21 protein-coding genes and 1 tRNA gene are annotated in these 22,600 nt (G+C 36.0%); 11 read left to right on the top strand and 11 right to left on the bottom strand.

The window, feature by feature from the left end:
- The first annotated feature begins 14 nt into the window (after positions 1 to 14).
- From accB to ACNQGD_RS03430, 5 genes are all read left to right on the top strand, one after another.
- The gene (accB, locus tag ACNQGD_RS03450; protein WP_417998316.1) at positions 15 to 494 is read left to right on the top strand and encodes an acetyl-CoA carboxylase biotin carboxyl carrier protein; all 480 of its coding nucleotides are present in this window, start codon (positions 15 to 17) and stop codon (positions 492 to 494) included.
- A 90-nt stretch (positions 495 to 584) separates the two neighbouring features.
- Entirely contained in the window at positions 585 to 1,931 is a 1,347-nt protein-coding gene (gene accC, locus ACNQGD_RS03445; protein ID WP_417993621.1) for an acetyl-CoA carboxylase biotin carboxylase subunit, read from the top strand.
- Positions 1,932 to 2,196: 265 nt separating this feature from the next.
- Positions 2,197 to 2,493 carry a hypothetical protein gene (locus ACNQGD_RS03440; RefSeq protein ID WP_417996454.1) on the top strand — a complete coding sequence of 99 codons (297 nt, stop codon included), beginning with the start codon at positions 2,197 to 2,199 and terminating at the stop codon, positions 2,491 to 2,493.
- Positions 2,494 to 2,522: 29 nt separating this feature from the next.
- Positions 2,523 to 2,813, top strand: coding sequence for a hypothetical protein (locus ACNQGD_RS03435; RefSeq protein WP_417993619.1), 291 nt, complete (start codon positions 2,523 to 2,525; stop codon positions 2,811 to 2,813).
- A gap of 120 nt (positions 2,814 to 2,933) precedes the next feature.
- Entirely contained in the window at positions 2,934 to 4,283 is a 1,350-nt protein-coding gene (locus tag ACNQGD_RS03430) for a sigma-54-dependent transcriptional regulator (protein WP_417998315.1), read from the top strand.
- Here the strand turns inward: ACNQGD_RS03430 and ACNQGD_RS03425 are convergent.
- Together ACNQGD_RS03425 and ACNQGD_RS03420 are read right to left on the bottom strand one after the other, a co-directional pair.
- Positions 4,280 to 6,709 carry an ATP-binding response regulator gene (locus ACNQGD_RS03425; protein ID WP_417998314.1) on the bottom strand — a complete coding sequence of 810 codons (2,430 nt, stop codon included), beginning with the start codon at positions 6,707 to 6,709 and terminating at the stop codon, positions 4,280 to 4,282. The genes ACNQGD_RS03430 and ACNQGD_RS03425 overlap by 4 nt on opposite strands.
- Before the next feature lie 113 nt (positions 6,710 to 6,822).
- A complete protein-coding gene (locus tag ACNQGD_RS03420) occupies positions 6,823 to 8,724 on the bottom strand; it encodes a S9 family peptidase (RefSeq protein ID WP_417998313.1) in 1,902 nt (633 codons plus the stop codon).
- Between the two features lie 246 nt (positions 8,725 to 8,970).
- Between ACNQGD_RS03420 and ACNQGD_RS03415 the strand changes: the two genes are divergently transcribed.
- Positions 8,971 to 10,083, top strand: a complete 1,113-nt coding sequence (locus ACNQGD_RS03415; protein WP_417998312.1) for an NAD(P)/FAD-dependent oxidoreductase — start codon at positions 8,971 to 8,973, stop codon at positions 10,081 to 10,083.
- Positions 10,083 to 10,829 carry a monofunctional biosynthetic peptidoglycan transglycosylase gene (mtgA, locus tag ACNQGD_RS03410; protein ID WP_417998311.1) on the top strand — a complete coding sequence of 249 codons (747 nt, stop codon included), beginning with the start codon at positions 10,083 to 10,085 and terminating at the stop codon, positions 10,827 to 10,829. The genes ACNQGD_RS03415 and mtgA overlap by 1 nt, the downstream gene beginning before the upstream one ends.
- A gap of 89 nt (positions 10,830 to 10,918) precedes the next feature.
- Here mtgA and ACNQGD_RS03405 read toward each other — a convergent pair.
- Positions 10,919 to 10,992, bottom strand: a tRNA-Ala gene (locus tag ACNQGD_RS03405).
- A gap of 125 nt (positions 10,993 to 11,117) precedes the next feature.
- On the opposite strand from ACNQGD_RS03405, the gene ACNQGD_RS03400 reads away from it, so the two are divergent.
- From ACNQGD_RS03400 to ACNQGD_RS03390, 3 genes are all read left to right on the top strand, one after another.
- Positions 11,118 to 11,885, top strand: coding sequence for an enoyl-CoA hydratase/isomerase family protein (locus ACNQGD_RS03400; RefSeq protein ID WP_417998310.1), 768 nt, complete (start codon positions 11,118 to 11,120; stop codon positions 11,883 to 11,885).
- 251 nt (positions 11,886 to 12,136) lie between these two features.
- Positions 12,137 to 12,601 carry a 6-pyruvoyl trahydropterin synthase family protein gene (locus tag ACNQGD_RS03395; RefSeq protein ID WP_417998309.1) on the top strand — a complete coding sequence of 155 codons (465 nt, stop codon included), beginning with the start codon at positions 12,137 to 12,139 and terminating at the stop codon, positions 12,599 to 12,601.
- A 4-nt stretch (positions 12,602 to 12,605) separates the two neighbouring features.
- Positions 12,606 to 13,358, top strand: coding sequence for a UDP-2,3-diacylglucosamine diphosphatase (locus tag ACNQGD_RS03390; RefSeq protein WP_417998308.1), 753 nt, complete (start codon positions 12,606 to 12,608; stop codon positions 13,356 to 13,358).
- A gap of 3 nt (positions 13,359 to 13,361) precedes the next feature.
- Here the strand turns inward: ACNQGD_RS03390 and ACNQGD_RS03385 are convergent, their stop codons facing one another.
- The 6 genes from ACNQGD_RS03385 to ACNQGD_RS03360 form a co-directional block, all read right to left on the bottom strand.
- Positions 13,362 to 13,718: a hypothetical protein gene (locus ACNQGD_RS03385; RefSeq protein ID WP_417998307.1), complete on the bottom strand. Its 357-nt coding sequence runs from the start codon at positions 13,716 to 13,718 to the stop codon at positions 13,362 to 13,364.
- 147 nt (positions 13,719 to 13,865) lie between these two features.
- The gene (locus ACNQGD_RS03380; protein WP_417998306.1) at positions 13,866 to 15,134 is read right to left on the bottom strand and encodes an MFS transporter; all 1,269 of its coding nucleotides are present in this window, start codon (positions 15,132 to 15,134) and stop codon (positions 13,866 to 13,868) included.
- 10 nt (positions 15,135 to 15,144) lie between these two features.
- The gene (recJ, locus tag ACNQGD_RS03375) at positions 15,145 to 16,836 is read right to left on the bottom strand and encodes a single-stranded-DNA-specific exonuclease RecJ (protein WP_417998305.1); all 1,692 of its coding nucleotides are present in this window, start codon (positions 16,834 to 16,836) and stop codon (positions 15,145 to 15,147) included.
- 106 nt (positions 16,837 to 16,942) lie between these two features.
- Positions 16,943 to 17,287 carry a HopJ type III effector protein gene (locus ACNQGD_RS03370; RefSeq protein WP_417998304.1) on the bottom strand — a complete coding sequence of 115 codons (345 nt, stop codon included), beginning with the start codon at positions 17,285 to 17,287 and terminating at the stop codon, positions 16,943 to 16,945.
- A gap of 14 nt (positions 17,288 to 17,301) precedes the next feature.
- On the bottom strand, positions 17,302 to 18,015 hold the full coding sequence (gene rsmI, locus ACNQGD_RS03365) for a 16S rRNA (cytidine(1402)-2'-O)-methyltransferase (protein ID WP_417998303.1): 714 nt from the start codon (positions 18,013 to 18,015) through the stop codon (positions 17,302 to 17,304).
- Positions 18,016 to 18,091: 76 nt separating this feature from the next.
- Positions 18,092 to 19,072 carry a hypothetical protein gene (locus ACNQGD_RS03360; RefSeq protein ID WP_417998302.1) on the bottom strand — a complete coding sequence of 327 codons (981 nt, stop codon included), beginning with the start codon at positions 19,070 to 19,072 and terminating at the stop codon, positions 18,092 to 18,094.
- A gap of 248 nt (positions 19,073 to 19,320) precedes the next feature.
- Between ACNQGD_RS03360 and ACNQGD_RS03355 the strand changes: the two genes are divergently transcribed.
- Positions 19,321 to 19,911: a thymidine kinase gene (locus ACNQGD_RS03355; RefSeq protein ID WP_417998301.1), complete on the top strand. Its 591-nt coding sequence runs from the start codon at positions 19,321 to 19,323 to the stop codon at positions 19,909 to 19,911.
- 85 nt (positions 19,912 to 19,996) lie between these two features.
- Here the strand turns inward: ACNQGD_RS03355 and ACNQGD_RS03350 are convergent, their stop codons facing one another.
- Both ACNQGD_RS03350 and rpoN read right to left on the bottom strand, forming a co-directional pair.
- On the bottom strand, positions 19,997 to 20,905 hold the full coding sequence (locus ACNQGD_RS03350) for a hypothetical protein (protein WP_417998300.1): 909 nt from the start codon (positions 20,903 to 20,905) through the stop codon (positions 19,997 to 19,999).
- A gap of 210 nt (positions 20,906 to 21,115) precedes the next feature.
- A complete protein-coding gene (gene rpoN, locus ACNQGD_RS03345) occupies positions 21,116 to 22,582 on the bottom strand; it encodes an RNA polymerase factor sigma-54 (protein ID WP_417996473.1) in 1,467 nt (488 codons plus the stop codon).
- Between the last annotated feature and the right edge of the window lie 18 nt (positions 22,583 to 22,600).

The following is a 22,600-nucleotide window of genomic DNA, read 5'->3' as shown; positions in this document are numbered from 1 at the left end:
TAAAACAAATAATTATGGATTTAAAAGAAATTCAAAATCTAATCAAGTTTGTAGCAAATTCAGGAGTTGCAGAAGTTAAATTAGAGATGGATGATGTGAAAATTACCATCAGAACAACTTTAGAAGGGAATGTAACTGAAACCACGTATGTTCAACAAATGCCCGCTCAAGCTGCGCTTCAGCAAGCAGTAGCACCGCAACCAACTGCTCCCGTTCCAGCCGCTCCAGAAGTTCCTGTAGTAGAAAATGCGCACTTTATCACCATAAAATCTCCAATAATTGGAACTTTTTATAGAAAACCATCTCCTGATAAACCAATGTTTGTTGAAGTAGGTAAAACAATTTCTAAAGGTGACGTACTTTGTGTAATTGAAGCCATGAAATTATTTAATGAAATTGAATCTGAAGTTTCTGGTAAAATTGTAAAAATATTGGTTGACGATATGTCGCCAGTAGAATTTGACCAGCCGTTATTCTTAGTAGATCCATCATAAGAAATTATAAATTATAAATTTTGAATGATGAGTTTTCATTATTTGAAATAATTTAAGATTTAAAATTCTACATTTAAAATTTCAAAAAAGATGTTTAAAAAAATATTGATTGCCAATAGAGGGGAAATTGCGTTACGCGTAATTAGAACATGCAAGGAAATGGGCATAAAAACGGTAGCCGTTTATTCTACTGCAGATGCCGAAAGTTTACATGTAAAGTTTGCTGATGAAGCAGTTTGCATAGGGCCACCTCCAAGCAACTTGTCCTATTTAAAAATGTCAAATATTATTGCCGCTGCCGAAATTACAAATGCAGATGCAATACATCCGGGATATGGATTCCTTTCTGAAAATTCAAAATTTTCTAAAATTTGTCAAGAACATGGGATCAAATTCATTGGAGCTTCTCCAGAGATGATTGATAGAATGGGAGATAAAGCTTCTGCAAAAGCAACGATGATTGAAGCAGGTGTTCCTTGTGTTCCTGGTTCAGTAGGAATTTTAGAATCCTATGAAGAAGCGTTACAATTATCGAGAGATTTTGGTTATCCAGTAATGCTTAAAGCAACTGCTGGTGGAGGTGGAAAAGGAATGAGAGCTGTTTGGAAAGAAGAGGAGCTGTTGAAAGCTTGGGAAGGTGCGCGTCAGGAATCTGCAGCAGCCTTTGGAAATGATGGAATGTATCTGGAGAAATTAATCGAAGAACCGCGCCACATTGAGATACAAGTAGTAGGAGATTCCTATGGAAAAGCCTGTCATCTTTCTGAAAGAGATTGCTCTGTTCAAAGACGTCATCAAAAATTAACCGAAGAAACTCCATCTCCATTTATGACAGATGAGTTACGAGAGAAAATGGGTGAAGCAGCTGTAAAAGCAGCCGAATATATTAAATATGAAGGTGCTGGAACGGTAGAATTTTTGGTAGATAAGCACCGTAATTTTTTCTTTATGGAAATGAATACCCGTATTCAAGTGGAGCATCCAATTACGGAACAGGTTATTGATTATGACTTAATTCGGGAGCAAATTATGGTTGCTGCTGGAATACCTATTTCTGGTAATAATTATTTGCCACAATTGCATGCAATCGAATGCAGAATTAATGCTGAGGATCCTTACAATGATTTTCGTCCGTCTCCGGGAAAAATTACAACATTACACATGCCGGGTGGACATGGAGTTCGTTTAGATACTCACGTGTATTCAGGGTATACGATTCCGCCAAATTACGATTCAATGATTGCAAAGCTTATTACAACCGCTCAGTCTCGTGAGGAAGCCATTAGTAAAATGAGAAGAGCCTTGGATGAATTTGTAATCGAAGGAATAAAAACGACCATTCCATTTCATAGACAATTAATGGACGATCCTCGCTATATTGCAGGAGACTACACTACTGCATTTATGGATACTTTCAAAATGAATGATCCGGAATAAAAAATACTTTCTTTAAGTAAAACCTTGCAGCGATGCAAGGTTTTTTTTGTTTATACTATTTTGATAGTACTAAGAACAGTGTAATTTTTATACACTTTGCTCCAGTATTTATACATATTTCTTGTGTTTCTATTTTGGATTATATTTTTAAAAGTCTGTTTTTAAGATGGTTAGATGTATGACTTCTTGCTTTAAATGATTGGTATAATTATTTCTATATCTTAAGTAACAACAATAACAAACAAATAATTAAAATTAAAATACTATGAAAAAGTTAATCTTATCAACCGCAATTCTATTAGGAAGTTTATCAACATTTGCAAGTACTGTTCCTGCAACTAATGCGATTGTCAAAACAGTATCAATTCAAGAGGAATACACTGAAGTAAAAATGGAAGAGGTTCCTGAAGCAATAAAAGCGGCATTAAAAGCGGATCATCCTGATGCTGTTCTTGACAAAGCATATATAAATGCTGCCAAAGAATATAAATTAGACATAACGCTTGGAGATAAAAAGGGAAATCTTTTTGCAGATGCAAATGGGAAATGGATTCAAAAATAAAATTAGAATAACCAATTAAAACAAATAGTATGAAAAAGGTAATGATAGCAGCAGCAATCGTTTTAGGGAGTTTCTCAGCATTTGCGACTACAGTTCCAAATCAAAATATTCAAGTTCAATTCTCCTTGTTTCAAGAAAAGTACATTGAAGTAGAAACAGTTCCAGATGCAGTGAAAAAAGCATTGGAAATAGCACATCCCGGTGCAGTTCTTGGGAAAGCATATATAAATGCAAAGAAAGAATACAAATTAGAGATTACAGTTGGAGACCAGAAAGCTACTGTTTATGCAGATGCCATTGGGAACTGGATCAATAAATAATTTAGGTGGGTTTTGTTTTTTAAAAGAGAGATTGTTTGTAACAGTCTCTCTCTTTTTTTGCAAAAAATTAGGAGAATACAATTTTAATAACTTTATTTTAGCCTTTAAAGTTAAAATGTGATGGCTAAGATTTTATTGATTGAAGATGATGTTGCCTTTTGTAAATTATTAGAAAAATTTCTAATAAAAAAATCTTACGATGTAACGACAGCATTTTCGGGTGCAGAAGCAAAATCTAAGATTAAAAGCAACAAATTCGATTTGATTATTACTGATTTAAGACTTCCCGATTCTGATGGGATTGTGCTTATGTCAGAAATAAAATTGACTCACCCCAATATTCCTGTAATACTAATGACAGGATATTCTGATGTGAGTACAGCTGTAAAAGCTATTAAAAACGGTGCTGCGGATTATATTTCGAAACCTTTTAATCCGGAGGAAGTTTTATTGGTTATTGCTGGTGCATTAAAAATCTCTAATAATATAAACAGCACAAAGGATACGATTTCTGCATCTGAAAATAAAGAACTAGTAGTAAAAAAAGCTACTGACGAGTTCGTTAAAGGGATTTCTAAAGCCTCTCAAAAGCTTGCTGAATACATCCAATTAGTCAGCCCAACAAATATGTCAGTTTTAATTATTGGCGAAAGCGGAACCGGAAAAGAAGTCATTGCAAAAAGTATTCACCAAAACAGTTCCAGAAAAAATACTAATTTCATTGCCGTTGATTGTGGTTCCATTCCAAAAGAATTAGCAGCGAGTGAATTTTTTGGTCATCTTAAAGGGTCTTTTACGGGAGCAATTCAGGATAAAATTGGTTTTTTTGAAGCGGCAAATGGAGGAACTATCTTTCTGGATGAAATAGGGAATCTTTCTTATGGAAATCAAATGCAGCTTCTGAGAGCTTTGCAGGAAAGAAGAATAAAACCCGTAGGCAGTAATAAAGAAATAGACGTGGATATCAGAATTATTACCGCCACAAATGAAGATTTGCGTGAAGCAGTTAAAAATGGAGATTTCAGAGAAGATTTATACCATAGAATCAATGAATTCTCTATACATTCCCCATCATTAGTCGAGAGGAATGAAGATTTAATGATTTTCTCAGATTTTTTTCTTGAAAAGGCAAATCAGGAATTGAATAAAAATATCATCGGATTCTCATCTGAAGTCATGACTATTTTTCAAAACTACAAATGGCCCGGTAATCTTCGGGAACTTCAAAATTGTATTAAAAGAGCGACGCTTTTATCGCAGGGAGATTTTATTGAAAAAACCACACTTCCTGTAGAGTTTTTTCAAAATGAAGAGTTGAAAACAACCGATTTTTCTTTGTTTCAAAATGAGAAAGAAACCATTCTGGAAGCTTTAAATAAAACGAATAACAACAAATCAGAAGCGGCAAAACTGCTGAAAATCACCCGAAAAACGTTGTATAATAAATTAAATCGCTACAATATTAATTAGTCTAATTCCTTTTGTAAAAGAGTGAAAACATGATCGATTTTATATTTTAAGTTTTTAGAATGGATTTGAATTGCTGCTAGTGTAAAATCCTCGAGTTCTAATGTATCTAATATACCACTTATTTCATTGGCCTGAATTTGCTTGAACATAGGCCCCATTTTATGGGCAATATTTTTAATCTCGACAAAGTCTTCTGAAGAAACAGCTTGTTCTAAATTTTCTAAATTTTCTTTGGTACTTGTCATAAACGATTCTAAGACCTCAGTTAAAGCTTCTTTTTCATTGGGCAAAAATGATTTTATTGTTTTTAAAGAATAGAGCTTATCTGTTTTTTTAGAGTCAATTTTATTTTTTAATCCGATAGGGATTACCTCATTATTCAAGATTGCTTTTATAATTTTAAGTACTGTTTTTGGCGAATATGGTTTTCTGACAACGGTTGTAAATCCGGCTTTTTTATAACTTTCTAAATCCAAATCACTTTTTCCTGTCACCGCTATTACGGGTTGTTTTTGATAATTAGATTCAGGGTTGTTTTGGAGTTCTTTTAAAAATGAAAAACCGTCCATAACGGGCATTTGAATATCCGTAATTATGAAATCAAAACTATTATTTTTAATCCAATGAAGTGCTTCGCTGGCATCATTAAATGGAATTGTATTGAAGTGATGCTGTTTTAAAACTTCGGTTGTCAATTTCAATAAACTCTCATCATCATCAATGATTACTGCGGTAAATCCCTCTTTTGATGGAGTGTTATTAAATTCTTTTTGAATCGCATCGTCAAATTGTAAAGGGATTTTGATTTCAAAAACACTGCCTTTACCCAGCCCACTTTTTAAACTTAATTCGCCACCTAAAATAGCCGTCATTTTTTTAGAGATGGTAAGTCCTAAACCCGTTCCTCCGTATTTTTTCTCAATATTTTCATCGGCTTGTTTGAACTCCTCAAAAATTAATTGTTGATTTTTTGCTTCTATTCCAATGCCGGAATCTTCAATTAGGATAATTATTGTATTGGTTTCTGAATGAACTTTGGCTTGAATTTTTATGAATCCTTTCTCCGTAAATTTGAAAGCATTCCCAATGATATTAGACAGTATTTGTCTTAATCGAAATGGATCTCCAATGATTCTTTGTTTTAGATTAGGATCAATTTCAATAATCAGTTCAATTTGTTTTTGTGTATAAACGGATTGGATGCTATTTCCGACTTCGTTAATGATGTTGTATAATGAAAACGAAATTTTTTCTACGGTGATTTTTCCTGCTTCAATTTGAGTGAAATCTAATAAATCCTGTACTAATTGTGAAATGTAATCGGAGGAACCTTTGATGCTTTTTGTAAAATACAATTGTTTGGTATTTAAATCAGAATTACTCAAAAGCTCCGTGTAGCCAACAATAGTGCTCAAAGGCGTTTTTAAATCGTGACTCACTGTCGAAATAAGTTGTTCTCTACTCGTCAAGAGTTTTTTGGTTTTTGAATTTGCAACTTCCAGTTGTTTTTTATAAGATTGGGTTTTGGAGTAATCATTTAAAATAATAATCAAAAAGAATAGGGTCAGCAACAATCCAATTATTGCGGCGGTGCTAACAATTTGGTTTGTTTTTTTTAGAGAATTTTCCCGGTCTGAATAGCTTTTGGTCGTATTTATAATGATTTCACGTTCTATTATATTGAGTACCTTTCTTAATTGATCGGATATCGAAAGTTCATTTTGCAACAATTTATTTTCTTCTTGATTTAACAGTCGTTTCTTTTTTGCAGTTTCTCTTTTTACCTCATTAAGCAAATTTTTAGAAACCATTAAAATAGAATCCGAAGCTTTTTTGCTTAATGTATTGGTACTGTCATCGGGAATATTTTGGTTCAAATAGGCCACATACTTTTTAAGTACATTTCGCTGGTACAGCCCCATTTCCGAAGGATATTTTACAAAATCTTCCAATTCAAGTTTTCGTAACGAAGACTCCATTTTTGTCAAATCGTCAATGGCATTCTTAACAGTAGTTTCGTCTTCGGTTTTGTTTTTTATCGTTTTTAGTTGCTGTATATTTTTTGTTTTTTTGGATAATAAATATTTAACACTATCCAATAAAGTAATTTGATAGGGAGTAGAAACCAGTAATTTTAAAGAATCAATATCTGATTTTAAAGACGCAGTTTTGTTGGTGTAATTTTTAAAATCTTTATCTGATTCCGATTGAATGGCGATTCGGGCCAAACTTTCCGTTTTATGCATGTTGGATAGTAAGTTGCTTACTTTCAAGATAGTGCTGCTTTCTTCTGCGATTCTCTTATCAGTTTTAGAAAAACTCTTGTTTTCAGTATATAAAAACCAACCCACGCTTACAAAAAGTAATGCCAGCACTAAGTAACTTATGAAAACTTTTATCGGAATATAACTTTTTGTACTATCCATTTTTCAAAGATAAAAATTAGAAAAGGCTTTAAAGTTAAGATATTCAAAATATTTTTCAGCAACAAAAAAACCTCACCGGTGAGTGAGGTTTAATTTCTTTTAAATGTTCTAATCTACAAGGTTTCTTTCAACCATTTGAAAAATTCACCTTGCCAAACTTGAGCATTCTGAGGTTTTAATACCCAATGGTTTTCTTCCGGAAAATACAGGAATCTACTTTTTATTCCACGCAATTGAGCCGCTTGGAAAGCTTCTTGGCCTTGTCCTATCGGTACACGGAAATCTTTTCCGCCTTGAATAATTAAAATGGGTTTGTTCCATTTTTCCACCATGGTCATTGGGTTGAATGTCGTATAGGTTTTTTGTGCTACAGCATTGTCTTTCTCCCAATAGGCACCGCCAAAATCCCAGTTGCTAAAGAAAACTTCCTCAGTAGTTCCAAACATGCTTTGGGTATTAAAAACGCCATCATGTGCAATAAATGTTTTGAATCGGTTGTTGTGCATTCCGGCTAAATAGAAAACAGAATACCCACCGTAACTGGCGCCAACACATCCTAAACGTGTCGCATCAACGTATTTTTCCTTCGCCACAGCATCAATCGCTGATAGGTAATCATCAATCACTTGTCCGCCCCAGTCTTTACTGATTTGCTCATTCCATTCCACGCCATGACCTTGCATACCGCGACGGTTTGGGGCAACAACAATATAACCATTAGCGGCCATCAACTGTAAATTCCATCGATACGAATAAAATTGTGTCAATGGAGATTGTGGTCCACCTTGGCAGTATAATAGGGTTGGGTATTTTTTTGAAGCATCAAAATTAGGAGGAAGAACGACCCAAACTAACATTTTTTTGCCATCCGTTGTGGTTACATATCTTCTTTCGGTTTTGCTTAACGCCAAAGAATTATAGGTTGCTGTATTGACATTGGACAATTGCTTCCACGTGCTTTTCTTTAAATTATACGAAAAAATTTCCGCAGCATGATTCATATCAGTTCTCGTTACAATGATGTTGTCACCAGAAAAACCAACTAAATCATTGACATCATAATCACCATTTGTAATTTGGCGAACGGTAATTGCTATTTTGGTCAGACCCGGAAAATTAACTTCAAATAACTGTTTTGTTCCGTCTATTGGTGCCACAAAATAGATTTTTTTTCCGTCAGTGCTCCATATAAAATGATCCACAGTTCCGTCCCAGTTTGCTGTCAGGTTCATTTTCATTCCTTTGAAACTAACCATCAGGTCATTTTTATCGGCTTCATAACCGTCTCGTTTCATTTGTAGCCAAGTTAAATTTCCTGTTGGAGAAAATTGTGGAGCGGTATCATATCCTAGATTTCCCTCCGTTGTATTGATGGTTTTTCCAGTTTCGAGATTGTATTCGAAGATATTGGTGTTGGTAGAAACAGCATAATCGGTTCCTGCTTTTTTCTTGCTAACGTACAAGATGCTTTTGCTGTCTGGTGACCAAATATAATCTTCGTCTCCACCAAAAGGTTTTTGTGGACTGTCAAAATTTTCTCCTTTCAGAATGTCAATTCCCGTTGCGCCTTCCTTGTTTTCTTTGTAAAAAACATGGTTGTATTTGCCTTCGTTCCAAGTATCCCAATGGCGGTAATTCAATCCGTCATAGATTTGAACATCTGATTTTTCCAGTTCCGGATAAAAATCTTTTCCGTGTACTTTTTCAATTTTCACTTCTTCATTGTAAACAATATATTTCCCGTCTGTAGAAATGTTCTTGTCTTTTAATAGGGCTGGGGTATCTTTTACTTCGGTTGGATTTCCACCATTTACGGGTAAGATATAGATTTTTGTATCCGATTTATTTTCTTGAACCGAAGGAGTCGTTACTTTATAAACTACATTTTTTCCATCTTTGGAAATCCCTAAAGGAGTTACTCTTCCTAGTTTCCAAAGCAGTTCCGGAGTCATTACATTTTGTGCCATAGCAGTTAAACTCATCATTAATAAGGGTATAAGCAGAAGTTTTTTCATTTAAATAATTGATTTTTTCGAATGCTAAAATTAGCCAATTTAATTTGATGTTTTTCGTTTTTAACACTTGCTTTTTAGTCCCGATAGTCCCGAAACTTCGGGAGAAATCCTTTTATTTTTTTTCTTGAAAAAAATAAAAGATTACTTCACACTACTTTTATTTTAATTGGAGTTCAGTGAATTTATTTGCAACGGATAGCGGGATTAGCTCCAAAAAATTATTATTTTTATAAAAAATATTTAAACATGGATTTGAGCTATTGGGAGTTGAAAAACTGGTTTACTGATATAGACTATACGATCGTAGGAAGCGGTATTGTGGGCTTACATGCTGCATTACGCTTGCGCGAAAGATTCCCGGAAAGTAAAATTTTAGTGTTGGAAAAAGGAATGTTGCCGCAAGGAGCGAGTTCTAAAAATGCCGGTTTTGCCTGTTTTGGAAGTCTTTCTGAAATTATAGAAGATTTAAAATCCCATTCAGAGGAAGAAGTGATGCATCTGATTCAGAAACGATGGAAAGGCTTGCAATTGCTACGAAAAAGACTCGGTGATAACACAATAGATTTCAAACCGTATGGGGGTTATGAGTTGTTTTTAAAAGACGACGACAGTTTTTACAGTCAGTGTGTTGGGAAATTGCCCTTCATCAATGAAATTTTAAGACCACTTTTTAAAGCAGATGTTTTTGCCAAAGAAGTAGACCGCTTTGGATTCAGTGGGATACAGGAATATTTAGTTTTCAATCCATTTGAAGCACAGATTGATACCGGAAATATGATGCAGGCGTTGTTGAAAGAGGCGGTTTCTAAAAATATTTTAATTCTAAACCAACAAACGGTTACCTCTTATTTTGACAAAGGTAATGGAGTGGAAGTAGCACTTGGTGAATTCAGTTTCAGTACCAAAAAAATACTGTTTGCGACGAACGGTTTTGCAAACGCATTGACAAATGGCGCAGTCAAACCGGCCAGAGCACAAGTTTTAATTACGGAGCCCATTAAAAACTTATATATAAAAGGAACTTTTCACTTAGATAAAGGGTATTATTATTTCAGGAATATTGGCGACAGAATACTACTGGGCGGAGGGAGAAACCTCGATTTTGAGACGGAGAATACAACCGAATTTGGACAAACAGAAATCGTCCAAAAAAAATTGGAACAATTATTAAAAGAAGTAATTTTGCCGCATCAGGATTTCCAAATTGGACACCGTTGGAGTGGCATCATGGGTATCGGTAACAGCAAGAATCCTATTGTTTCACAAATATCCGATAACGTCTATTGTGGCGTTAGATTGGGTGGAATGGGAGTAGCAATAGGAAGTTTAATTGGAACAGAATTAGCAGATTTAGTATAATGGCAACGAAAATAACACCAAGAAAATCAAAACAACCCGTTAAAAAAGAACCTACCTCTTTTATGAGCAACCTAACTCGTTTTTTATTCAAAGCATTGCTATGGTTCTTTGGACTCTCTTTGTTTTTTGTGGTACTTTTTAAATTTGTTCCGGTTCCGTTTACGCCTTTAATGGTCATTCGGGCGATTGAAAACAAAACAGCCGGAAAAGAAGTTTTTTTCAGCCACGACTGGGAACCCATTGAAAATATCTCTATGAATCTTCAAAAGGCCGTGATTGCCAGTGAAGATGGAACGTTCCTGAAACACAATGGTTTTGATTTTGTCGCCATGCAAAAAGCGTACAAAAGCAATGAAAGAGGTCGAAGAGTAAAAGGAGGAAGCACCATATCACAACAAACAGCCAAGAATGTTTTTCTATGGCAAGGCCGAAGTTATTTGAGAAAAGGACTTGAAGCGTATTTCACGGTTTTAATCGAAATTATTTGGGGTAAAGAACGCATCATGGAAGTCTACTTGAACAGTATCGAAATGGGGAATGGTGTCTATGGAGCACAAGCAGCCGCAGAACATTGGTATCGAAAAGGAGCTTCCAGTCTCACGCCGATGCAGGCAGCTGGAATTGCAGCAATTTTGCCCAATCCAAGAAAATATTCAGCAACCAGTTCTTCTACGTATATCAACAGACGAAAAGCTAAAATTGTCCGCATTATGCGACAAGTGGGGAAAATAGACTATTCAAAATAGTTTGTTGCAGTCTTAAAAAGCAATCAAACAATTTCTAAAAAATAAAAAACCGTAAACTCTTACTTAAAAGATTTTACGGTTTTATTTTGTGGAGAATATCGGATTCGAACCGATCACCTCTTGCCTGCCAGGCAAGCACTCTAGCCAAATGAGCTAATCCCCCAAACTAAAGCACAAATATAACATATAAATTTTCCAAAAAGCAAATTTCAAAATACAAATCCATTCTATTTGAAAAAAAGTCAAATCCTCCTTTACTTTTTTTAACTTTACATCAAAATCCCCGCTATGGTATCAGAAAACCCAACAGGTTCGCTCTTCACAACAATCGAAAATAAAATCGCAACGGTTTCATTTGGTCATCCTTCGAGCAATTCTTTTCCAAGAGAATTGTTAAATCGTTTAACCAGTGAGTTCAATACTTTGAGTACGAACCCAGCCGTTTCGGTTATTGTTATACAAAGCGAAGGATCAGGGGCTTTTTGTGCAGGCGCTTCTTTTGATGAACTTTTGGCCGTTTCTGATGAAGCAGCAGGGACCCATTTTTTCTCTGGATTTGCGCATTTAATCAATGCGATGCGTTCGTGTTCCAAGCTTATTGTGGGTCGCGTTCACGGTAAAGCAGTTGGCGGTGGCGTAGGAATTGCTTCTGCCTGTGACTACGCACTGGCCACAAAAAACGCATCAATAAAACTATCAGAGTTGGCAATCGGAATTGGTCCCTTTGTAATAGAACCGGTAGTTTCTAAGAAAATCGGAAAGACGGCAATGGCAGAAATGACACTCGCAGCCCACGATTGGAAAACCGCAGATTGGGCTGTAGCCAAAGGATTATATGCCAATACTTTTGAAACCATCGAAGCGCTGGATGCCACAATAGCTGATTTCAGCGCTAAATTATCCAGTTATAATCCCGAAGCTTTATTGGAAATGAAAAAGGTTTTGTGGGAAGGAACACAACATTGGGACACATTATTGTTGGAACGCGCCGCAATTTCGGGTAAATTGGTGCTGTCTGATTTCACCAGAAAAGCCTTGTCTCAATTCAAAAAGTAATTATTCAGGATTTATTCTAAATTTATTTCAGGAGCTATTTCCTGCTGTTCACTATATCTTTTTATAAGGTGGAGAAAAATCACCTTATAAAAAGGATGCCGTTTCCATCAGGGCTAGAGCATTTGGGAACTATCAAATTCGGATTACAAACAAAATAATTTCATCCTATCTCCCTCCACTTTGGGAAGGGGAAATATTTACGTCCCATTTCTCATATCAATTTGCTAAATTTGCACCAAAATTATACTCCGATGAGCAATATCAGAATTACAAAACAATTTAGTTTCGAAACCGGACACGCCTTATATGGCTATGACGGGAAATGTAAAAATGTCCACGGACATAGTTATAAATTGTCAGTAACGGTTATTGGAACTCCAATTGCAGATCGTTCCAATGTAAAATTTGGTATGGTGATTGACTTCACAGATTTAAAGAAAATTGTTAAAGAAGAAATTGTAGATCAATTTGACCATGCGACTGTTTTCAACGGAACAACGCCGCATATCGAATTGGCAAACGAATTAATAAGCCGCGGACACCACGTTATTTTAGTAGATTACCAACCAACAAGCGAAAATATGGTCGTTGATTTTTCTCAAAGAATCATCGGCCGTTTACCGGAAGGAATCACTCTTTTTTCCTTAAAATTACAAGAAACCGAATCTTCTTTTGCAGAATGGTTTGCCAGTGATAATATGAAATCCATACTGTAACTTCATGCAATTACCCAATAACAAAAAAATATATTTCGCCTCCGATCAGCATTTTGGCGCACCAACACCCGAATTGAGTTTTCCGAGAGAACAAAAATTTGTGGCTTGGCTCGACGAAGTAAAAGGCGATGCCGAAGCTATTTTTCTGTTGGGGGATTTATTCGATTTTTGGTTCGAATACAAAACCGTAGTCCCAAAAGGCTTTGTCCGTATTTTAGGCAAACTCGCTGAAATACGAGATAGCGGAATCCCTATTTATTTTTTCGTGGGAAACCATGATTTGTGGATGGCCGATTATTTCCAGAAAGAACTTAATATTCCCGTGTTTCATGACAATCAAGAATACACTTTTGGGGATAAAACATTCCTAATTGGCCACGGTGACGGAAAAGGCCCTGGCGATTTAGGATACAAACGCATGAAAAAAATATTTACAAATCCGTTTTTCAAATGGCTTTTTAGATGGCTTCATCCGGATATTGGCGTGAAACTGGCGCAATACCTTTCCGTAAAAAACAAACTGATTTCTGGCGATGAAGATGTAACTTTTCTTGGCGAAGACAACGAATGGCTGATTCTCTATTCCAAAAGAAAATTGGAAACCAAACACTACAATTACCTTATTTTTGGTCACCGTCATTTGCCTATGAAAGTAACCGTAGGAGAAAATGCCGAGTATGTGAATCTGGGGGACTGGATTACGTATTTTACTTATGGCGTTTTTGATGGCGAGAATTTTGATATTAAAAAGTATTAATCCCTAATTCATCCCCTCCCCATACAAATAGTCATCCAAACTTATTTTAAACAAAGTCCCTTCCACTAAGTCTTTTACGGCGTCTAATTCTTCCATGGAAACGGCCAAATCAATTTGGGAGCAAGGTGTTTTTAGTAAAAATTTATGGCATTTGTTTTTCAGTTCGCAATCATCACAACATTTGTTTTGGTTATAGCTGTCCTCGATACAGCGCTTAAATAGTTGCAATTCCTGTTGGGTAAAATAAAACCCCGTTTCTCTAAAAACTAGTTGGACTTTGTCTAATACCACATCATTGTCTTTTCTCCAGTAAAAAGCGGTGCCTAAATTGTTATGATAAATTTGTTTTATTTCTTGCATGTCTCATCAGTTTGAAACAAAAATACGTATTATTTATATTTGTTCTAAATAATTAAACATAAAAAAGAGATAAAAAATGCAGTAAGTAATCTTGAGATTATTTTACTATATGGTTACAGGAAGTGTATTCTTTTTTAAATCTATTTATTATTCGCTCTTTTCGTGTTCCTCAATGTCTTTTTGCAAGTCCAGTTTTCTAAAAGTAGGCGAAACGGCTCCGGTAAGTAATACGGTAATCAATGTCATGCTTCCTCCAAAGACTACTGCGCTAACGGTTCCCATCAGTTTTGCTGTTAAGCCGCTTTCAAAAGCACCCAATTCATTAGAGGAACCCACAAATATAGAATTTACAGCCGCAACTCGGCCTCGCATGTGATCGGGAGTTTTCAATTGCAAAATAGTTTGGCGTATTACCACCGAAATCCCATCGAAAACACCACTTAAAAATAAAGCCGCAACGGACAACCAAAAAATAGACGAAAGTCCAAAAATGATAATACAAATTCCAAATGCAAAAATGGCCGACAACAATTTCATACCTGCATTTTTAGTAAAAGGAATGTAAGCTGAGATTATTAGCATCAAAAAAGCACCAACTGCCGGAGCGGCTCTCAAAACACCAAATCCCTGCGGTCCCACTTTCAAAATATCTTGTGCAAAAATGGGCAATAGTGCAACGGCTCCACCAAAAAGTACGGCAATCATATCGAGTGATAAAGCGCCTAAAATCGTCTTATTGTTGAAAACAAATTTCACGCCCTCCTTTAAACTTTCTATAATGGGTTCGCCAATCTTTGGATTCAAAATAGGTTTTGTTGCTATTTGGGTTAAAGCGATTAGCGCCAAAAGTGAACAGCCCAAAACGATGAACATGGACCAATGAACACCAATCCAATTAATCGAAAAGCCGGCTACTGCGGGTCCTAAAACCGAACTTATTTGCCAAACCGAACTGCTCCAGGTGGCAGCATTGGGATATTCTTTTTTAGGGACAATCAGTGCCAAAAGAGAAAATATCGTCGGGCCAAGAAAAGCGCGAACCAATCCGCCTAAAAACACGAAAAAGTAAATGGAATATAAAATGGTTTGGGTAGAAAAATCTTTTATAAAAGGTGGCCACGTGAATAAAAACAAGCCCAAACTGATGATTGAAAACCCTAAAATACATTTGAAAAGTAATCCTTTTTTCTCCTTCTGATCAACAATGTGCCCAGCAAATAATGCCATCGATATTGCCGGAATGACTTCCATTAATCCTATGATTCCTAACGACAACGGATTTTTAGTCAGACTGTATACTTCCCATTCAATGACGATAAACTGCATGGACCAGCCAAAAACCATGGCAAAACGCAGTAACAAAAAAATATTGAATTCTTTATAACGCAGCGCCGAGTAGGGGTCTTTTTTTTTCATAGCAAAAGAATCATTCCTTAATATCTCGCAATCGCAATTGCAAACTTAATTTACCTTTCCATTCGTTTTCATCAATGCAATACACGGCTTGAAAAGGTTTTTGATGCGTTGTCAGTTCGATTTTACTGCCCAAATTAAAGCCAATTGCAGCGATGCCTTCGGAGTTGTTTTGTTTGACAAAAAGTTTTAAATGTTCGTCTTCTTGTCCAAGAGGTTTTCCATAACCGGTATCTTTGATACTTTTGGTCAGGAAAATTGGAGTCATATTTTGCGGTCCGTACGGTTCAAATTGTTTCAGGATTCGAATTAATTTCGGGGTAATATCAGCAAAATCAATTTCGGCATCAACCGCAATTTCGGGTGTCAACATGTCCGGATGAATGGTTTTTTCGACTTCTTTTTCGAAAGCATCTTTGAAAATTTCGTATTTTTCTGCTGCTAAAGTCATTCCTGCAGCATACATGTGACCACCAAATTGTTCCAAATGTTCGGTACACGCTTCGAGTGCATTATAGACATCAAATCCTTTTACGGAACGAGCCGAAGCCGCATATTTATCACCACTTTTGGTAAAAACAACCGTCGGACGATAATAGGTTTCTATCAATCGGGAAGCAACAATTCCAATCACGCCTTTGTTCCAATCTTCTTGAAAAACTACCGATGTAAACCGTTTTTTTTCTTGATTGGTTTCAATTTGTTGTAAGGCTTCTTTGGTGATTAATTTGTCTAAATCCTTTCGCTCTGAATTATACGCTTCAATTTCGGAAGCAAATTGTTGTGCTTGCTCAAAATCAAATTCGGTTAATAATTCCACCGCATGGTTGCCGTGTTTGATGCGTCCGGCAGCGTTTATTCGGGGTGCGATTATGAAAACAACATCGGTAATATCTAAGGTTTGTTTTTTTATTTGGTGAATGATGGCTTTGATTCCCGGTCTTGGGTCTGTGTTGATGACTTGCAATCCAAAATAAGCCAGCACCCGATTTTCTCCGGTCATCGGGACAATATCAGCAGCAATTGCAGCAGCAACTAAATCCAAGTACGGAATCAAATCATCGATAGTTTCATTTCGGTTTTGGCCCAAAGCTTGAATCAATTTGAAGCCTATGCCGCAACCACACAATTCATCATAAGGATAGTTGCAATCGTCACGTTTTGGGTCGAGAACGGCAACGGCTTCGGGTAAAAAATCTCCGGGTCTGTGATGATCGCATATTATAAAATCGATGTTTCGTACTTTGGCATACCCCACATGATCGATGGATTTTATACCGCAATCCAAAGCGATGATAAGCGAAAATCCATTGTCATCAGCAAAGTCAATTCCCTTAAATGAAATTCCATAACCTTCATCATAACGATCCGGAATGTAGGTCGCCACGTTCGGATAGTATGTTTTTAAATAGGAAGAAACGAGTGAAACAGCAGTAGTTCCATCGACATCATAATCGCCAAAAACAAGAATATTTTCCTCGTTTTCTATCGCTTTTTCGATTCGAGCGACTGCTTTTTCCATATCTTTCATCAAGTATGGATCATGTAAATCATCTAAACTCGGGCGAAAAAAACGTTTGGCATCCTCAAAAGTTTCGATACCGCGTTGTACTAATAAAGTGGCTACAAAATCTTCTACATTCAATGCTTTCGCCAAATGTTGAACGGTATCTTCGGAAGGTTTTGGTTTTAGTGTCCAACGCATTGTGATTTGGGATTATAAAATTGTGTTAGGAATTTTGTCAGGTCGAGCGCAGTCGAGACCAATTGATGTGTCTCGACTGCGCTCGACCTGACATCGGATTGTAATTTTATTTTGAAACCAAAGCACTTCCGTAAAAGGCAATTCCATCCCAACCGGTTTTCATGAAATTGCGAATGTTTTGATGATCTGTTCCGCTTGGATTTTTCAAAACATCTTCGTAGTAATACGCTCCAAAACAAGCTAATGTAGCTGCTTCTGATAGGTTTTGAATTTCGGCGAAAGCCAATAATTTACAGGATCCTGAATTTTCTCCAGCTGCATTGTGTTGCAAACCGTTCTCAAATGCCGTTGGAGTAAAGTCGTAGTTTTCTTCAATTGTTGCAATGGTTTCTGCAAAAGCGATAGATTCGGGTGTCTGCTTTAATTTTTCTAAAAAGGATTCTAAATTCATGGTGTATGTATAGGTTATTCTTCTTCCGAAAATTTACTTTTTTTAGGTTCTTTGGTGATCGTTTTTCCGCTGACCACGACTACAATTTCTCCTCTTGGCGCTATTTTATCAAAATGAGCAACGACTTCTTTTACGGTTCCGCGAATATTTTCTTCGTGTAGTTTGGATAATTCTCTAGAAACCGATATTTGGCGGTCTTCGCCAAAAAAGGTGATGAATTCTGCTAAAGTTTTTACTAATTTATGTGGAGAAACATATAAAATCATGGTTCTTGTTTCTTCCGCCAATGCTAAATATCGGGTTTGACGTCCTTTTTTGTCAGGCAAAAATCCTTCGAAAACAAATTTGTCATTGGGTAAACCGCTGTTGACTAATGCCGGAACAAAGGCTGTTGCACCAGGTAAACATTCCACGTCAATTCCGTTTTCAACACAAGCGCGGGTCAATAAAAAACCGGGATCAGAAATGGCAGGCGTTCCCGCATCTGATATCAAAGCGATATTTTCTCCGGCTTTCAATCTCGAAATTAAATTCTCGATGGTTTTGTGTTCGTTGTGCATGTGATGGCTATACATGTGTGTCCCAATTTCGAAATGCTTCAACAATTTTCCGCTCGTACGGGTGTCTTCGGCGAGAATCAAATCGACTTCTTTAAGAATCCGAATCGCTCGAAAAGTCATGTCTTCGAGATTGCCAATAGGCGTAGGAACGATGTATAATTTTGACATAGATAAAAAAATTAAATACAAATTGTATTGAAAATCTGTATTTGTTCAAATGTATATTCAGAAAATTTAAGGAAGTTTATAAGAATTTTTTCTCTACAATATCCATAAATCGTTCCTCATATTCTTGTTTTCCTTCCCAGTTGTTGTAGTCCGGTTTTACCATTTCCTGAATAAAATCTCTGGTTTCGTAGAAGGTATCAAATGTGATTAATTGATTTAAAACACGGTTGTAATCTTCGCTGCTGTTTCCGAAAAGATGTTTTATAAAAGCAATGCGATCATTCAAATCGATATTAATTCCTTTGGCTAATTTTTCGTTTAGCGAAACTGTTTTTGGTTCAACTGTTTCTTCTTTGGCAGGTACTGTTTTTTCCTCCTCCGCAACACTTTCTTTTGGAGTTTCGATTACTACTGCAGTGGGGATATTTTCAATTTGTTGCACTTTTATAAACTGAGTGTCATGGTAATTTCCGCCCAATAAATCTTCGAAAGAAATTTGCACCGGTTCCATTTTCTTTGGAGCTACCAGTTCCGGTTTTACGTCCTCCTCTTGAGATAATTCAAAAGCGGGAGTGAACGCTGCTGTTTCAGGCTCTGAAGTTTCTTTTTCCTCCACAACTATTTCTTCCTCAATAATGGGTTCTTCTTTTTCTTCTTTCGTAGTTATTTCGTCATTAGAAGTGGTTTCTTCCATAGGAACGTCAACGGTTTCTTCTTCCACAATACTTCTTTCAGATTCAGTTGCATCAGCAGTTGCTGTTGGTTGTTCCAAAGGCGTTTCAGCCATTTCTTCAACAACAGTTTCTTCGATTACTGTTTCAGTTTCGAGTTGAATTGGTTCAGTTTTGTCAAAAACAGATTCAATTTCTCTGTTAATTTCCTGAATACTAATTGTTGGTTTTGCCTCACTAAAGTGCTCCTCTACAAACCGTAAGACAGAAAGTTTTTCGTATAATTTCTGTGTTTCCAGATATAATTGATTGATATCAGATTTATTTTTTAGCTGTAATATTCTGTGTGCAATGCTGATTAAATCGGCTTCCAATTTTTTTTTCATAACTCTTGAAATTATAGTGTGTTAGGCGGGTCTTTTTTGATGCTTTTTTGTCTTCCGTTTTGTCTTGCCCCCGAAAAAGGGAATCTTTGTGACTGCGATTTTTATTTTTTTAAATAAGTGCTCGCAAATCTCCAATTTGATATAAATTTTATACTTTTGAAACGGCGTAAAAGTATACAATTTTTAAGTCGGTTTGTCTATTACAAAGTAATAAAAACTATTCATTTTTTAAGTCAGAAAAATACAAAATGTTTCTCGAAAATACAGTAAATCATAAAGAGCAATTTGGTTGGATCGAAGTCATTTGTGGCTCCATGTTTTCGGGTAAAACCGAGGAATTGATCCGTCGTTTAAAAAGAGCGCAGTTTGCCAAGCAAAAAGTTGAAATTTTCAAACCGGAAATTGATACGCGCTATCATGACAATATGGTGGTGTCTCATGATGCCAATGAAATTCGTTCTACGCCCGTTCCTGCTGCCGCAAATATTGCTATTTTGGCACAAGGTTGTGATGTGGTAGGCATTGACGAAGCGCAGTTTTTTGATGACGAAATCGTTAAAATTTGTAACGATTTGGCAAACCAGGGAATCCGAGTAATTGTTGCAGGATTGGATATGGATTTCAAGGGGAATCCTTTTGGTCCTATGCCCGCATTAATGGCGACTGCCGAATATGTGACCAAAGTGCATGCCGTGTGTACCCGCACAGGAAATCTGGCGAATTACAGTTTCCGTAAAACCGATAATGACAAACTCGTCCTATTAGGCGAAACCGAAGAATACGAACCGTTGAGTCGTGCCGCGTATTATCACGCGATGCGGAAAGATCAGGAAAAGTAATATTCTATATAATATAAAAGCTCGACAGATTTTTTGGAATTTCTCGGGCCTTTTGACTAATTTACTATAGATTAAAAGATAATTTTTAATTCAAAATTTCATTTACTCTTGTTTCCCATCCAGGTCTATGAAATATTCTTTCGATTTGTAATTGATTGTTTAAAATATCTGCTTTTGTCATTTGTGATAATTGTTCCCAATTTTTGTCGAAAACATAGGTTGCATTACCATTTTTGATGCTTTCTAAAATAAATATATTTTTTACAGGGAAACCGAATACAACATAATCATAGAAACCACCTTGACCAACTGCAACAAAATTTGGAATGTGAGATGTTATTTTTTCTAACCTATTACTTATTACGGGTCTATTTCCTCTTGGTTGTCTTTCTATTCTTTCGGTTGCAATTTCTCTCACTGTTTCCCAAGGATATTCTCCTCTTGGAAAAATTTTCCAGTTTAATCTTGTTACATTTTCATATAAGAAAGGTGCGTAGTTTTCTCTTAATAAGTCGCATTCTCCAAAAATTTCAAGAAAAAGATTTAAAGTATGTTTTATGTCTGACAAATTCGCCTCATTTTTAATAAATGATTTTGAAACAATTATTTTGTTATCATTATAAGAATGTATTAATAATTCTTCACAAGGTGGTGGAACTAATTCCCTTGGATATCTTTCTCTTCTAATATAGTAATATTCAGGATGTTCATTGCCTTGATAATCTCGTCTATTCCAATATCTCTTAATAAAAATTCCCTCTTTAGGTAAATCTCGCATAATATTTTGTTTTCCATCAGAGTTAAACCTTGAAATTGGACCTGAAATTATGGGTAAAACTTGTTCTCCAATATTTAAATCGGTAGTGAATCCGATTTGATTTAATTTATTAATATTATTATCAAAATCTAAAAATGCAATATGGAATTCTTCGTTATCTCTAACTGTTGATAAGTAATTTTCGACATTTCTAACTCTCTTTTTTATTATTTTCATACTTTTTTTTGTTGAGCACTATTAATTATTTGTATTGTAGTTTTTCTTAAACCGTAATCCGAAATATATATATATATATATTCAATGCCCTACGCAATACCCACATTTAGTGATATTTAACATATTATAAATCAGTAAATTTACTCCATAAAAAAAAGGGGAAACTTGTCTTTAAACAAATTTCCCCTTTTTAGTATTTTAAATCTCAGTTTACATCTTCTTTCTCATTCTTGCTACTGGAATATCGAGTTGTTCTCTGTATTTTGCAATCGTTCTTCTCGCGATTGGATAGCCTTTATCTTTTAGGATTTCGGCTAATTGATCGTCTGGCAGTGGTTTTTTCTTGTCTTCTTCCTCAATGGTATTCTGGAGGATTTTCTTGATTTCCAGTGTAGAAACATCTTCCCCTTGGTCATTTTTCATGGCTTCCGAGAAAAATTCTTTAATCAGTTTCGTGCCATAAGGCGTTTCCACATATTTGCTGTTCGCCACACGTGAAATCGTCGAAATATCAAGACCCACCATGTCGGCAATATCTTTCAGAATCATCGGTTTCAACTTGGTTTCATCTCCATCCAAAAAAAACTCTTCCTGATAATGCATAATTGCATTCATGGTTACAAAAAGCGTTTCCTGACGTTGGCGTATCGCATCGATAAACCATTTCGCCGAGTCTAGTTTTTGTTTGATAAACTGCACCGCATCTTTTTGCTGTGCTGATTTATCTCGGGAATCCTTGTAGGTTTGCATCATTTCCTGATAATCTTTGGAAACGTGCAACGAAGGAGCATTTCGTCCGTTTAAGGTCAGTTCCAGTTCGCCTTCCACAATTCGGATGGCAAAATCAGGAACTACATTTTCCGTTACCTTGTTGTTGCCAGTAAAGGATCCACCAGGTTTAGGATTTAGTTTTTCTATTTCGTGAATGGCTTTTTTAAGTTGCTCATTCGAAACATTGTATTTTTGTAACAGCTTATCGTAATGTTTTTTGGTAAACGCATCAAACTGATTTTCGATAATATCAGTAGCTAGTTCAACGGATTCTGTTGGTGTTTTGTGTTTCAACTGCAACAACAAACATTCCTGTAAATCACGTGCTCCCACACCTGATGGTTCCAGTTCATGAATCACCTGCAACATTTTCTCCACCATTTTCTCATCGGTGTAAAGACCTTGTGTAAATGCCATGTCATCGACCATATCAGGAACGCTACGACGAATATAGCCCATGTCATCGATGCTTCCCACAAGGAATTCGGCAATATCGCGTTCTTCATCATTCAAAATGAACGTATTTAGCTGATTGATTAAATCCTGATGAAAACTCACCGGCGCGGCAAAAGGCGTTTCGCGATCATCATCGTCGTCACTGTAATTGTTGGCCTGTGTTTTATAATCCGGAGTTTCATCGTTGCTTAAATATTCGTCAATGTTGATGTCTTCGGCGTCAATTCGCTCGGATTCAGCATCATCATAATCATCATATTCTTCGTTTTCGAACTCATCCTTTTCATATTCATCTTCTTCTTTTCCGGCCTCCAAAGCTGGATTTTCGTTCATTTCTTCCAATAAACGTTGTTCGAAAGCTTGCGTAGGCAATTGTATTAACTTCATCAACTGAATTTGTTGAGGAGATAATTTCTGTGATAATTTTAAATTTAAGAATTGCTTTAGCATGTTAGTTTATTTGGGTAT

It is taken from the genome of Flavobacterium glucosi, from assembly GCF_048286535.1.
In the GTDB taxonomy this organism is placed as follows: domain Bacteria; phylum Bacteroidota; class Bacteroidia; order Flavobacteriales; family Flavobacteriaceae; genus Flavobacterium.
This window is presented reverse-complemented; position numbering and strand designations above follow the sequence as displayed.

Bases quoted from the DNA above. Each gene is read 5' to 3' on its own strand.
- accB (WP_417998316.1), top strand. From the start codon at position 15: ATGGATTTAAAAGAAATTCAAAATCTAATCAAGTTTGTAGCAAATTCA.
- accC (WP_417993621.1), top strand. From the start codon at position 585: ATGTTTAAAAAAATATTGATTGCCAATAGAGGGGAAATTGCGTTACGC.
- ACNQGD_RS03440 (WP_417996454.1), top strand. From the start codon at position 2,197: ATGAAAAAGTTAATCTTATCAACCGCAATTCTATTAGGAAGTTTATCA.
- ACNQGD_RS03435 (WP_417993619.1), top strand. From the start codon at position 2,523: ATGAAAAAGGTAATGATAGCAGCAGCAATCGTTTTAGGGAGTTTCTCA.
- ACNQGD_RS03430 (WP_417998315.1), top strand. From the start codon at position 2,934: ATGGCTAAGATTTTATTGATTGAAGATGATGTTGCCTTTTGTAAATTA.
- ACNQGD_RS03425 (WP_417998314.1), bottom strand. From the start codon at position 6,709: ATGGATAGTACAAAAAGTTATATTCCGATAAAAGTTTTCATAAGTTAC.
- ACNQGD_RS03420 (WP_417998313.1), bottom strand. From the start codon at position 8,724: ATGAAAAAACTTCTGCTTATACCCTTATTAATGATGAGTTTAACTGCT.
- ACNQGD_RS03415 (WP_417998312.1), top strand. From the start codon at position 8,971: ATGGATTTGAGCTATTGGGAGTTGAAAAACTGGTTTACTGATATAGAC.
- mtgA (WP_417998311.1), top strand. From the start codon at position 10,083: ATGGCAACGAAAATAACACCAAGAAAATCAAAACAACCCGTTAAAAAA.
- ACNQGD_RS03400 (WP_417998310.1), top strand. From the start codon at position 11,118: ATGGTATCAGAAAACCCAACAGGTTCGCTCTTCACAACAATCGAAAAT.
- ACNQGD_RS03395 (WP_417998309.1), top strand. From the start codon at position 12,137: ATGAGCAATATCAGAATTACAAAACAATTTAGTTTCGAAACCGGACAC.
- ACNQGD_RS03390 (WP_417998308.1), top strand. From the start codon at position 12,606: ATGCAATTACCCAATAACAAAAAAATATATTTCGCCTCCGATCAGCAT.
- ACNQGD_RS03385 (WP_417998307.1), bottom strand. From the start codon at position 13,718: ATGCAAGAAATAAAACAAATTTATCATAACAATTTAGGCACCGCTTTT.
- ACNQGD_RS03380 (WP_417998306.1), bottom strand. From the start codon at position 15,134: ATGAAAAAAAAAGACCCCTACTCGGCGCTGCGTTATAAAGAATTCAAT.
- recJ (WP_417998305.1), bottom strand. From the start codon at position 16,836: ATGCGTTGGACACTAAAACCAAAACCTTCCGAAGATACCGTTCAACAT.
- ACNQGD_RS03370 (WP_417998304.1), bottom strand. From the start codon at position 17,287: ATGAATTTAGAATCCTTTTTAGAAAAATTAAAGCAGACACCCGAATCT.
- rsmI (WP_417998303.1), bottom strand. From the start codon at position 18,015: ATGTCAAAATTATACATCGTTCCTACGCCTATTGGCAATCTCGAAGAC.
- ACNQGD_RS03360 (WP_417998302.1), bottom strand. From the start codon at position 19,072: ATGAAAAAAAAATTGGAAGCCGATTTAATCAGCATTGCACACAGAATA.
- ACNQGD_RS03355 (WP_417998301.1), top strand. From the start codon at position 19,321: ATGTTTCTCGAAAATACAGTAAATCATAAAGAGCAATTTGGTTGGATC.
- ACNQGD_RS03350 (WP_417998300.1), bottom strand. From the start codon at position 20,905: ATGAAAATAATAAAAAAGAGAGTTAGAAATGTCGAAAATTACTTATCA.
- rpoN (WP_417996473.1), bottom strand. From the start codon at position 22,582: ATGCTAAAGCAATTCTTAAATTTAAAATTATCACAGAAATTATCTCCT.